This is a genomic window from Colwellia demingiae (assembly GCF_007954275.1).
Taxonomy (GTDB): Bacteria; Pseudomonadota; Gammaproteobacteria; order Enterobacterales; family Alteromonadaceae; genus Colwellia; species Colwellia demingiae.
The window spans coordinates 433,032-445,667 of record NZ_VOLT01000005.1 but is presented as its reverse complement, the minus strand read 5'-3'; the positions used below and the strand labels follow the sequence as shown (position 1 = coordinate 445,667).

Genomic DNA, 12,636 nt, shown 5'->3' with positions numbered 1-12,636 from the left:
AATAACTACCTAACTACATAGGTACACAAATGTAGAATCAATAGGTTCACTATCTTGGCATGGTGAACTTCGTTGGCAATAAAGTAAACTACCTAATTCTTCAAATTTTATAAACTATTGAGATACCAATTCCAATAAGTTTTTTTGTAAGCGTATAAGGATCGGCACCTAGCCGCGCTTAATGTTCCATGGTACCAGTGGTTTGCATATTCTCATGCATCGCGATCACCTAATACCCCGCTGCTCAATCAAGTTGTTTTGTTAAGCCAGAGCATTTACCAGCAAAAGCGTTACTTGCTAAAACCTATGATCAACTTGGTTATATTGCAGAGTCAGCTTCATGGAGAGACTTCTATTTATTAGGGGTCTATGAGCTTCGTCATGGTGTACTAGTATAGGTGTTATACCTGCAACGATGAAAAATGTTTTACTGAAAACGCCTGTTCATAATTTTTTTGAAAATATGTCTGTGAGCTTAAACGGAATAAAAGCAGAAGGAGAGTTTTTAACCATCAAAGTTAATTTTACTGATTTACAGCATCAATATTTGCTGACTTTAGAAAACTCAGTGTTAAGGCATCAAACAGCAAATGAGGCAACTCAGGCGGGTACAACAATTAACATAACGCAATCACTCTTTATTGATTTGATTGTTGGAGAAGCAGGGTTAAAGGAAACTTTATTTGGTGATGAGCTAAATATTGAAGGCAGTAAACTGGATTTACTAACCTTTTTTAGTCTACTTGATAAACCCAAAGGTACGTTTAATATTGTTACGCCGTGATAACTTCTTAATGCCAACTTAATTCATTAAGTTGGTATTACAATATTTAATTATTGTAGGTTTGTAATAAAGCTGACAGGCTCAGTTTCATTGTGTCATAGCTTTGTTCTGGATTAATATTATGATCTACTCTAAGTTGCAGCCAAGTATCAAAACTCAATGCTACTTCTATAGCATTGAATAACACTGGCTCGCTGCTTTTTTTAAAAGGTAAAATACTTTCGAGACTTTTCTGTTCAATTTCATTCCAATGTTTATGAGAATGTTTTATAAATTCTGAGTGGTATTTATGATAGCTCGATGCTATTCGATAAGGCATTAAATCTTCATAAATAATAGCTTTACGTTCAAGCATTTCTTGCAGTTGATTTTCCACGCCAGTAGTCTTCCAAGGTTTGACAACCTCGGGAGCAAATTTATTTTGTAGCTCTATAATCATTTCTCGATACAACAACTCCATCTCTTTGAAGCGCCTAAAAACAGTTCTAAGTCCTACATTGGCTGCTCTAGCAACACATTCAGCGCTTGGAGCTACAGTTCCTTCACGGATCAATTGTAAAAAGGCACTGACTATTTTTTGTCGGCTATCATCAGTGCGCAGTTTACGTCCATCTGGTTTGGCTGAAATTTTTTTTTCGTTGAGATCTGTTGTCAAAGGTGCATTCCTGTATTTATATATTCAAAGACTTACAAGTACGAAAAAAACTTGATTTTAGGGAATATAATACACTAAGACATAGACGATGCCTAGCCAAAGACTTTGAGGAATGATTGATATTTAGCGGGTGAGGCATTACTAAACAAAGCAATGCCTCAGTGAGTTTTAGTTAATTTATTGATTGAAATTGTAATTAAATGAAAGAATATTTATCACTTTTATGAGTGAAGAAAATAATAGATTGATACCTATGTCAAAGTAGGCGACGCCGAGTTTCGCTCGATAAATGACCTTAATATCATATCTTTCATAGATTTCATCACATCGAATGCTTGCTCTTTTTAAAAGGTTTTGCATTGTTCGTAATAGAGTCCAAGTATCTGATGAAGTAGCGGCCTGTAAACTGTCACCTTGTTAGCAAATATAATCGAAAGGTAATATATTTTTATGGGTATTTTCTTCGACGTGCTGCCACATTTTCAAGCGTCCCCACAGAAAAGGAGAGTGGTGGCTGTAATAGAGGATTACTATTCGAAAAAGCATAGTTTGCTCGTATATATATCACTAAAAACCTAAAGCGTAATTTACACCCAAACACCTATGACAATGTTGTTTTGATTTACCCATCGAAAAAATTTATTAATTCACTACCTTACCAAAAAATATCAGATAGAAATGATTTAAAACTCTTAGATGATAGTAGCCGATTCGCTTATTGGAATAACATTCTTACCGCTTCAGAAACGTTGACGGAAAGCTTTGACACGGCTTATCAGCATCAATTAATGCAAAACATTAAACCAATTTCACTTTTAAACAGCTGGTTTTTTACTTTACCCACAGTTAGTGACTATATAATAATGACTACCTATTGACACTCATAGTGTCAATAGGTAGTCTAAGGATAATGAAAGTAGTATCTTTGTAGGTACTTTTTTAAACAACAAATAGGAAGATAAAGATAATGCCTGAGTATAAAGCCCCTATAAGAGACATGAAGTTTGTCATGCAAGAACTACTTGATTGTCATTCACGCTATGAAAGACTTGGTTTTGAAGATGCAACGCCAGACATGGTTGATGCCATTTTACAAGCAGGCGCTAAAATTGCAGAACAAGAAATTGCGCCCTTAAATCAAATTGGCGATGAGCAAGGATGTAAATGGGATAAAGGTGAAGTTACTACACCTGATGGATTTAAAGAAGCTTATAAATTATATGTTGAAGGTGGTTGGCCTACGCTATCTCAGAAAGAAGAATGGGGTGGCCAAGGCATGCCTGCTTCTTTGCATGCTTGTGTTTCAGAAATGCTCTCAGCTGCTAATCATAGTTTTGCTACGTACCCGGGTTTAAGTCATGGAGCTATGGCTACTCTTGAGGAACATGGTTCTCAACAGCTTAAAGAGATGATACTACCTAAGTTAGTTGAAGGTACTTGGACGGGAACAATGTGTTTAACGGAAGCACACTGTGGTACAGATTTAGGTATGTTACGAACAAAAGCTGAATTGAATGATGATGGTAGCTACAACTTGAGTGGCAGTAAAATCTTTATCTCGGCCGGTGAGCACGATATGTCAGAAAATATCGTTCATATCGTTATTGCCAGAATTCCTGGTTCACCAGAAGGCACAAAAGGAATTTCTTTATTTGCTGTTCCTAAGTTCAATATTGATCCAGGTGGTAATGTTATTGATAGAAACACTGTGGAATGTGGTTCGATAGAGCATAAAATGGGTATAAAAGGCAGTGCTACCTGTGTTATTAATTTTGATGAAGCGAAAGGTTACTTAATTGGTGAGATCAATCGTGGTTTGAATTGTATGTTCACCTTTATGAATGAAGCGAGACTTGGTGTAGCTGGAGAAGGTGTAGCAGCAGCTGACGCATCCTTTCAAGGTGCATTAGCTTACGCAAGAGATAGACTGCAGATGAGATCTTTAACGGGTGTTAAAAACCCTAATGGCCCTGCTGATCCTATTATTGTTCATCCAGATGTACGTCGTATGTTATTAACCCAAAAATCTATAGCTGAAGGTGGTAGAGCATTGATCTACGACTTGACATTATTGGTTGATGAAAAATTAAATGGTAAAGATCCTGCCGTTCTAGCTCAAGCCGACGCCAAACTAGCGTTATTAACTCCTATTGCAAAAGCATTTTTAACAGAAGCGGGATTGGAAGCAACAAGCCTAGGTGTTCAAGTGTACGGTGGTCATGGCTATATTTCTGAATGGGGTATGGAACAGCTGATGCGTGATACAAAGATATCTTGCTTATATGAAGGTACTACAGGTATTCAAGCATTAGATTTATTGGCCCGAAAAGTATTAGGGTCAAAAGGTGCCTTATTAAAGTCATTTGGTGAAGAAGTAACATCATTCATTATAGCTAATGCTACTAAGCCACAATTTACTGTTTTATGTACAACACTAGGCGGATATTTCCAAAAATTGGAGAAAATAACTCAAGAAATTGGTGTTAAAGCGATGAATAATCCTGATGAGATCGGTGCCGCATCGGTGGATTATCTTATGTATGCAGGTTATGTAACTTTAGGGTACTACTGGTTAAAGATGATGGTAACAGCTCAGAAATCTATAGACTCAGGTACTGATGAAGGAGATTTTTATCTTGCTAAAATTCAAACGGGTCAATTCTATTTTGACCGCGTCTTACCAAAAGCTGCTGGGCATGCTGCCTGTATTAAATCAGGCGGTGAAAGTATGATGGCTATTAATGAAGAACATATGCTTTTCTAAACAATATATCTAACAATAAACAATATAGTCAGGGTGTTCTCTCTGATTATATTGTTGGACTGAATTTTATTTTAAACAGTTAATACACGCCATTTTGCAGAAATTTCCGATACAACGACCAAGCAAAAACTGCCGAGTACTTTGGGCTATTAAAACAATCATTAGATAGTTGGGCCACTGACGAACTTACCAACAATGTACAAGAACAATGGCATGAGTTTGAGCAACGCATTATCGATATGCTTAATGAATTACAGAATATTAACGCTAGCGAACGCGTTTTAGTGGAGAGTTCAGGCGGTACGATTGCCATGGCGTTAACCATTATTTTACAGGCACCGTCTCAAACTATGGTGCAACTTAATCTGCAAACCTGAAATACGGCCCTGAGTCGTTGTTACTTTAACGCTTCGGGTTTTCAACTGAGTCAATTTAATGCCTACCGCATTTAAATAGCTTAGAAGACAAACAAAATATTACTTATTTTTAGGAGAGACTAATGGATTTTGAATACAGCGAAAAAGTAAATGATCTCAGAGCACGAGTACAAGCTTTTATGGATGAGTTTGTTTATCCAAATGAAAATAAAATGCACGAGCAACTGAAAGATGACAAATGGTCGACGCCTCCCTTACTGGAAGAACTTAAAGCTAAAGCAAAAGAGCAAGGATTGTGGAATTTTTTTTTACCTCCTGTTTACGGCGAATATAGCCCAGGTTTAACTAATTTGGAATATGCGCCGTTAGCTGAAATTATGGGTGGAGTTCTGTGGGGGCCTGAAGTATTTAACTGTGCTGCTCCTGATACTGGCAATATGGAAGTGCTAGCTAAATACGGAAGCGTCGCGCAGAAAAAACGCTGGTTAGAACCGCTTTTAGCGGGGGAAATTCGTTCTGCTTTTGCTATGACAGAGCCTGAAGTAGCATCGTCTGATGCCACTAATATTCAAACTAGCATTGTTCGTGATGGCGATGAATACGTTATTAATGGAAAGAAATTTTACATTAGTGGTGCAAGTCGCAAGCAGTGTGAAATTTTAATCGTAATGGGCAAAACTGACCCAGATAATAGCAATCGTTACATTCAACATTCGCAAGTGTTAGTGCCAATGAATACGCCTGGGGTCATAGTCACCAGACCTATGAAAATTTTTGGTTATGACGATGCGCCTGAAGGGCACTCAGAAATCATCTTCGATAATGTAAGAGTTCCGGTTGGAAATATTATTGTGGGTGAAGGTAAGGGGTTTGAAATTGCTCAAGGCCGATTAGGCCCTGGTCGAATTCATCATTGTATGCGTTCTGTTGGTGCAGCTCAGCGTGCATTAAATCTAATGTGCAAGCGGGTGAACGAGCGTATTGTCTTTGGTCGACCTATGATAAAACAGCAGTCTATTCGTGAAGATATAGCTAAATCAGCTTGTCAGATAGAGCAAGCCAGATTGATGACGCTTAAAGCCGCTCAAAAAATGGATACAGATGGGAATAAAGCTGCGAAAGAATTAATTGCGATGATAAAAATAGTCGCGCCATCAATGGCGTTAGATGTGATTGATCGCGCTATTCAATGTCACGGCGCTGTAGGTGTAAGCCAAGATACATTTTTAGCGCATATGTATGCGGCACAAAGAACATTGCGTTTGGCCGATGGACCTGATCAAGTGCATATGATGCAGTTAGGGCGTGATTTGGTTAAAAAAAACACGGCTTAACTTAGGGCTAAAATGACTGGCTTAACTAAATCGACTCAGCTCAATTTTAAGTGAGTTGTTCTCGTATTAAACTATCGGAGTATTCTATGACTAGTGCTGTTGAACAATTAGACATTGCTGCATTAACCCACTATTTAGAAAGCTATGTTGAGGGTTTTAAGGGCCCCATTCAGTTAGAAAAATTTTCTGGTGGTCAGTCTAACCCTACCTTTAAGGTCATTGCAGCGTCAGGAACGTACGTTTTACGCCGCCAACCGCCGGGTAAATTATTAAAATCTGCCCATGCGGTTGATCGTGAATATCGTGTATTAAGCGCATTAGCAGCAACCGACGTGCCAGTTGCTAAAGTTTTTCACTTATGTGAAGACTGTGACGTCATTGGTTCGATGTTTTACCTGATGGAATTTTTGCCCGGACGTATATTTTGGGATTCAGCGTTACCTGAAGCCAGCGCTAATGAAAAACCAAATGAAGAACGCGCTGCTATTCATCAAGAGATCATTTGCGTCATGGCTAAATTGCACAACGTAGATGTAGAGGCGTTAGGTTTGACAGATTACGGCAAGCCGGGAAATTATTATCAGCGTCAAATCAAACGTTGGAGTATTCAGTACCGCGCCTCAGAAATTGACAAAATTGAAGCCATGGAACAACTCATGACATGGCTGCAAGCCAATATGCCAGCAGATGATGGTTTGGTATCCATTGCTCATGGTGATTATCGCTTAGATAACGTGATGTTTCACCCTGACAAACCTGAGATTATTGCAATATTAGATTGGGAGCTGTCCACATTAGGTCATCCTTATGCGGATTTAGCTTATCACTGTATGCAACTGCGTATGCCTCCTGAATCACCAGCATCAAAAGGCTTGATGGGTATTGACCGTGAAACGTTGGGGATCCCGAGTGAACAAGAAATTATCAATTTATATTGCCAGCTAACCGGTATAGAAAAAATAGATCATTGGCCGTTTTATTTGGCCTTTTGTTTCTTCCGTTTAGCGGCTATTGCTCAAGGGGTTGCCAAGCGTGCTACTCAAGGAAACGCCTCAAGTAAACAAGCAGAAGCGGCAGGTAATTTTGTCGGTCCACTAGCCCAAATGGCACTGCAAATAATTAAAGAAGGGTAGTAGCCATGACCGAGAAAAATATGAAAGCGGTTGTATGTAATGAATTTGGCCCAGTAGAAAACTTAGAATATAAAGATATGCCGGTGCCGACGCTAAAAAAAGGTCAAGTATTAGTTAAGGTTGAAGCGGCAGGGATTAATTTTCCAGATGGTTTATTAATTCAAGGTTTATACCAAATGAAACCACCTACGCCGTTTGTGCCAGGTGCTGAATTCTCTGGCGTCATTAGTGAGTTAGGTCAAGGTGTATCTCATCTCAATATTGGTCAACGCGTCATTGGTTTGTCTATGTTAAACGGTTTTGCCGAGCAAGTAGTGGTTGATGCGACAAACGTATTTCCTATTCCAGAGCAAATTTCATTTGAAGAAGCAGCTGGTTTAGTTACGGCTCATGCCACCGCTCATTATGGCTTAAAACAACGGGCTAATGTAAAAGCGGGTGAAACGGTATTAGTTACAGGTGCTGCTGGCGGCACTGGATTAGCCGCCGTGCAAATTGCCAAAGCCATGGGCGCAAAAGTTATCGCGGTGTGTTCTACCGAAGAAAAATTGCAAGTAGCCAAAGACAATGGCGCAGATGTATTAATTAACTACAAGGACGTTGACTTAAAGTCACAGCTTAAAGAACTCACAGGTGGTAAAGGCGTTGACGTCGTTTACGAATGTGTTGGTGGTGAAACCTTTGGTGCTTGCGCTCGCAATATGGCGTGGAACGGTCGATTATTGGTGGTTGGTTTTGCCTGTGGGGTTATTCCCAAATTCGCGGTTAATTTGGCGCTGGTAAAAGGGTTTAGTGTAATTGGTGTATTTTGGGGGGCTTTTACCCAACACCAACCCAAAGACTTTATTGCCAATATGCACGAGTTGCTAACTTGGTACGTTAAGGGCTACGTGAAAGTCGTAGTCGACGAAGTCTTTCCATTAGTCAATGCCGCTGATGCGATTAACAAAGTGTTGTCGCGCAATGTCAAAGGCAAAGTGATCCTTAAGCCATAGCGTCAATCGTTTTAAGCTAAAAACTATTTATTAAAAAACTTTTTGTAGGAAACTAATTATGTATAAGAACTTATTTGATCTAACGGGAAAAGTGGCACTAGTCAGTGGAGCAAGCCGTGGCATAGGTGAAGAAATTGCCAAGTGTTTGTCCGAGCATGGCGCTCACGTGATCGTGTCTAGTCGTAAAGTTGAAGGTTGCCAAGGGGTAGCTGATGCTATTAATGCTAGTGGTGGCAGTGCCGAAGCGTTGGCCTGCAATGTTGGCCGTATGGACGATATTACCGCGGCGTTTGCGCATATCAAACAAGCTCATGGAAAGTTAGATGTTTTAGTCAATAATGGCGCTGCCAATCCCTATTTTGGTCATATCTTAGATACGGACTTAGGCGCGTTTAACAAAACCGTTGATGTAAACATTCGTGGTTATTTCTTCATGTCGATTGAAGCAGGTAAACTCATGCGGGAAAACGGTGGCGGTGCAATCGTTAATACCGCGTCGGTCAATGCCATTCAACCGGGCGAAATGCAGGGCATCTACTCAATTACCAAAGCGGCTGTCGTCAATATGACCAAAGCATTTGCTAAAGAATGTGCGCCATTTGGTATTCGATGTAATGCACTGTTACCAGGTTTTACTAAAACGAAATTTGCCGGTGCGTTATTCACTAACGATGAAATCTACCAAAAAGCCGTGACCAATATCCCTATGAGTCGTCATGCCGAGCCAAGTGAAATGGCGGGTGCTGTGTTGTATTTAGCGTCAAATGCCAGCAGTTATACTAATGGTGAAACCATTGTCGTTGATGGCGGTTTAACTATTTAGTCAATTCTAAGTACAAATAGCTCTTAGCACCGATTTAATCGATGATGAAAAGAACTTCTATCAGGGAAAAATACAAACCGCGAAACACTATATTGAGTGGGAACTGCCAGAGATTGAAGCTCAAGAAAAATTTTACAAAGCGTAAATACCGTTTGTTTTGATATGCAAGAACAGTGGTTTTAAACCAGAAATAATTTAATAAGTAGCAGGGCTAACGCACAATCGCGCTAGCCCTTCTACAGTCTAAAAATATAAACAGGAAAACTTATGTCCATAGTTAATTATGAAGTCCGCGATAATATCGCCATCATCACCCTTAACTCACCACCGGTTAATGGTTTGGGTCACCCGCTACGCACAGCCATTGTTGATAGCTTAGACAACGCAGCGGCCGACGATTCGGTTAAAGCTGTTGTGATTGCTTCCGCACAGAAAATTTTCTGTGGTGGTGCAGATATCAGCGAATTTTCTAACCCAAAATTAGCTATGGCTGAACCACATTTGCCGGGTGTTATTGCTAAAATGGAAACTTTTGATAAACCTATCGTTGCCGCCATTAATGGTATGGCGCTAGGCGGAGGTCTCGAGTTGACACTTGGCGCGCATTATCGCATTGCCGAGCCAAAAGCTAAAGTGGGTTTACCAGAAGTAAACTTAGGTATTCTACCTGGCGGTGGCGGGACACAACGTGTGCCACGTCTTGCTGGGGTTGAGTTAGCATTACAAATGATGACTTCAGGCGCACCTATTCCTGTTGCTAAAGCGCATAAAGCGGGTTTGATTGATCGTATCAGCGAAGGTAACTTAATCGATGACGCTGTTGAGTACGCGGCTGAGTTGGCCGATAACGGTGCAGAGCTGCGTAATTGTCACAGCATTGAAGTGGATACCAGTAACTTACCTGAAAACTTTTTTATCGAATTTAGACAATCTATCGCGCGTAAAAGCCGTGGTTTTTATGCCCCTGAGCGCATTGTACAATGCGTGGAAGCGGCGCTTGAATTACCGTTAGCCGACGGTTTAAAACGTGAACAACAATTGTTTTCTGAATGTTTGGCAACACCACAAGCACGTGCTCAACAGCATTTGTTTTTTGCTGAACGTGCAGCGACTAAAGTACCGGGCGTAGATCCTAAAACCCCAACGCGTGATGTGAAAAAAGTCGCTATTATTGGCTCTGGTACTATGGGGGGCGGCATTGCCATGAACTTTATGAATGCTGGTATCCCTGTAGTTATGCTCGATCTTAATGGTGAAGCCTTAGGAAAAGGCATCGCGGTTATTCGTAAAAACTACGAAATCAGTGCAAAGAAAGGTCGCTTAACCGCAGAAAAAGTTGAACACTTGATGAGCTTATTATCAGGTACTACCAGCTACGACGATTTAGGCGATGTTGACCTAGTCATTGAAGCCGTGTTTGAAAAAATGGCAGTGAAACATGCGGTATTTAAAGAGTTAGACCGTGTATGTAAAACTGGCTGTATCTTAGCCTCGAACACTTCAACACTAAATATTGATGAAATTGCCGCAGTGACTAGCCGTCCGCAAGACGTTTTAGGCTTGCACTTCTTCAGTCCTGCCAACGTAATGCGTTTGTTAGAAATTGTTCGTTGTGAAAAAACCGCTGACGATGCCTTAGTGACCTGTATCAAATTAGCACAAGCTATTCGCAAAGTGCCTGTGATTGTTGGTGTTTGTTTTGGTTTTGTTGGTAATCGTATGTTGGAGCCTTACAGTCGTGAAGGCATGCGCTTATTGCTCGAAGGTGCAACACCTACACAAATTGACAAAGCACTATATGGTTTTGGTTTTGCTATGGGTTTATGTGCAATGGGCGATATGGCAGGGCTTGACGTTGGTTATTTTGTGCGTGAAAGCCGTCGTGAATTTATCGAACATGACAAGAGTTACTGTGCGCTAGGTGACAAATTAGCTGAACTTGGTCGTTATGGTCAAAAAACAGCTCGAGGCTTATACCTCTATGAAGGTCGCGAGCAAAAAGAAGATCCAGAAGTCATTGAATTAGCCACGCAAATTGCGGCTGATTTAGATATTGAACGTCGTGAAATCAGCGATCAAGAAATTGTTGAACGTATGGTCTTTATGATGATCAACGAAGGCGCGTTAATTCTGGAAGAAGGCAAGGCTAATCGTTCAAGCGATTGTGATTTGATTTATGGCAATGGCTATGGCTTCCCTTGGTGGCGCGGTGGTCCAATGCAATATGCCGATGAAATTGGCTTAGAGTCAGTATTAAACGCCATCAACAAATATCGCAGTGAGTTAGGCGAGTATGGCGAAATGTGGTTTAAACCTGCGCCGGTATTAGAGCAACTTGTGGCGAGCGGCAAGAAGTTTAGGCAATACAAAATAAGTGTTTAAACGCTAGAACAAATTAATCGACATGGCAGTGAATATAGTCGTTATATTCCTGCTGATGAAATGTCCCTGCCAATATAAATGGCTAGAAAATAGAGGAATTATAAAATGAGAGAAGCACTAATAGTATCAACAGCACGTACGCCAATAGGTAAAGCTTACCGTGGCGGGTTTAATATTACTCAAGGTCCAACATTGGGTGGTCATGCCATTAAACATGCAGTAGCGCGTGCGGGCATTGATGGTGCTGAAGTTGAAGATGTTGTTATGGGTTGTGGCTTGCAACAAGGCACTACAGGCATGAATGTAGGTCGTTTAGCAGCATTGGCTGGTGGTTTACCAACTTCAGTGAGTGGCATGACAATTGAGCGTCAATGCTCATCAGGTTTGATGGCGATTGCGACAGCGGCAAAACAAATTATGCATGACGGTATGGACATAGCAATTGGTGCAGGTATGGAGTCAATATCACTGGTGCAAAATGAACATTTAAATATGCATAAAGGGTTAGATAAAAAACTCGTAGCTCAACACCAAAACATTTACATGCCAATGTTACAGACCGCAGAAATCGTCGCTAGCCGTTATAACATTAGCCGTGAACGTCAAGACGAATATGGTTTGTTAAGCCAACAACGTACCGCTGCTGCATATGAAGCAGGGCGCTACAATGCTGAATTGGCTCCTATGACCACGACTAAAGCGGTAATGAACAAAGAAACCAAAGAAGTCAGTTACGAAGAAGTAACGATTTCTATGGATGAAGGCGTACGTGCAACTACCATTGAAAGTTTACAAGGTCTTCGCAGCGTAGTTGACGGTGGTCTGATCACGGCAGGTAATGCTAGTCAATTATCAGATGGTGCATCTGCGTCAGTATTAATGGAAGCAAAACTTGTTGAACAACGTGGATTACAACCATTGGGCCGTTATGTGGGTATGGCGGTTGCGGGTTGTGAACCAGATGAAATGGGTATAGGGCCAATTTATGCGGTACCTAAGTTATTAAAGCAACATGGCTTAACCGTAGACGATATCGGCTTATTTGAGCTTAACGAAGCCTTTGCCGTGCAAGTACTTTATTGTGCTGACAAACTTAATATTCCGGTGGAAAAACTGAATGTTAACGGTGGCGCTATCTCTATTGGTCATCCATATGGCATGAGTGGTGCGCGAATGACTGGTCACGCCTTGATTGAAGGTAAACGCCGTGGTGCTAAATATGTGGTTATTACCATGTGTGTTGGTGGTGGTATGGGCGCTGCAGGTTTATTCGAAGTATTGTAATACTCGTTACAGCTATCTTTTTAAGTGTTTTGAGCTAAATTAAGCGTGTTTGCCGTTATTGTCAGCACGCTAAACATTAAATCAAAAAACTGTTTAAAGGTTTGT

Annotated in this window: 10 protein-coding genes and 2 pseudogenes; 11 read left to right on the top strand and 1 reads right to left on the bottom strand. The window is 40.7% G+C overall.

The genetic code is table 11. The features are described 5' to 3' along the window. Positions 1-266 precede the first annotated feature (266 nt). Positions 267-398 (top strand): annotated as a pseudogene (locus tag ESZ36_RS23190) (alkyl sulfatase dimerization domain-containing protein); the annotation flags it as partial. Between the two features lie 17 nt (positions 399-415). Further along, a complete protein-coding gene (locus ESZ36_RS12490) occupies positions 416-784 on the top strand; it encodes an alkyl sulfatase C-terminal domain-containing protein (RefSeq protein ID WP_246129083.1) in 369 nt (122 codons plus the stop codon). Between the two features lie 46 nt (positions 785-830). Here the strand turns inward: ESZ36_RS12490 and ESZ36_RS12485 are convergent, their stop codons facing one another. Continuing rightward, positions 831-1,439 carry a TetR/AcrR family transcriptional regulator gene (locus ESZ36_RS12485; RefSeq protein ID WP_146788345.1) on the bottom strand — a complete coding sequence of 203 codons (609 nt, stop codon included), beginning with the start codon at positions 1,437-1,439 and terminating at the stop codon, positions 831-833. A 967-nt stretch (positions 1,440-2,406) separates the two neighbouring features. On the opposite strand from ESZ36_RS12485, the gene ESZ36_RS12480 reads away from it, so the two are divergent. From ESZ36_RS12480 to ESZ36_RS12440, 9 genes and pseudogenes are all read left to right on the top strand, one after another. Then, entirely contained in the window at positions 2,407-4,203 is a 1,797-nt protein-coding gene (locus ESZ36_RS12480; RefSeq protein ID WP_146788341.1) for an acyl-CoA dehydrogenase C-terminal domain-containing protein, read from the top strand. Between the two features lie 167 nt (positions 4,204-4,370). Further along, positions 4,371-4,580, top strand: a pseudogene (locus ESZ36_RS22535) (histidine phosphatase family protein); the annotation flags it as partial. Between the two features lie 122 nt (positions 4,581-4,702). Further along, the gene (locus tag ESZ36_RS12470; RefSeq protein WP_146788335.1) at positions 4,703-5,914 is read left to right on the top strand and encodes an acyl-CoA dehydrogenase family protein; all 1,212 of its coding nucleotides are present in this window, start codon (positions 4,703-4,705) and stop codon (positions 5,912-5,914) included. Between the two features lie 86 nt (positions 5,915-6,000). Next, on the top strand, positions 6,001-7,047 hold the full coding sequence (locus ESZ36_RS12465; RefSeq protein WP_146788332.1) for a phosphotransferase family protein: 1,047 nt from the start codon (positions 6,001-6,003) through the stop codon (positions 7,045-7,047). Between the two features lie 20 nt (positions 7,048-7,067). Then, positions 7,068-8,042 carry an NADPH:quinone oxidoreductase family protein gene (locus ESZ36_RS12460; RefSeq protein ID WP_146788462.1) on the top strand — a complete coding sequence of 325 codons (975 nt, stop codon included), beginning with the start codon at positions 7,068-7,070 and terminating at the stop codon, positions 8,040-8,042. Positions 8,043-8,100: 58 nt separating this feature from the next. After that, on the top strand, positions 8,101-8,865 hold the full coding sequence (locus tag ESZ36_RS12455; RefSeq protein WP_146788329.1) for an SDR family oxidoreductase: 765 nt from the start codon (positions 8,101-8,103) through the stop codon (positions 8,863-8,865). A gap of 16 nt (positions 8,866-8,881) precedes the next feature. Next, entirely contained in the window at positions 8,882-9,010 is a 129-nt protein-coding gene (locus ESZ36_RS23135; protein WP_146788459.1) for an acyl-CoA dehydrogenase C-terminal domain-containing protein, read from the top strand. A 122-nt stretch (positions 9,011-9,132) separates the two neighbouring features. Beyond that, positions 9,133-11,247, top strand: a complete 2,115-nt coding sequence (locus ESZ36_RS12445; RefSeq protein ID WP_146788326.1) for a 3-hydroxyacyl-CoA dehydrogenase NAD-binding domain-containing protein — start codon at positions 9,133-9,135, stop codon at positions 11,245-11,247. A gap of 105 nt (positions 11,248-11,352) precedes the next feature. Next, positions 11,353-12,531: an acetyl-CoA C-acyltransferase gene (locus tag ESZ36_RS12440; RefSeq protein ID WP_146788324.1), complete on the top strand. Its 1,179-nt coding sequence runs from the start codon at positions 11,353-11,355 to the stop codon at positions 12,529-12,531. The last annotated feature ends 105 nt before the right edge of the window (positions 12,532-12,636 follow it).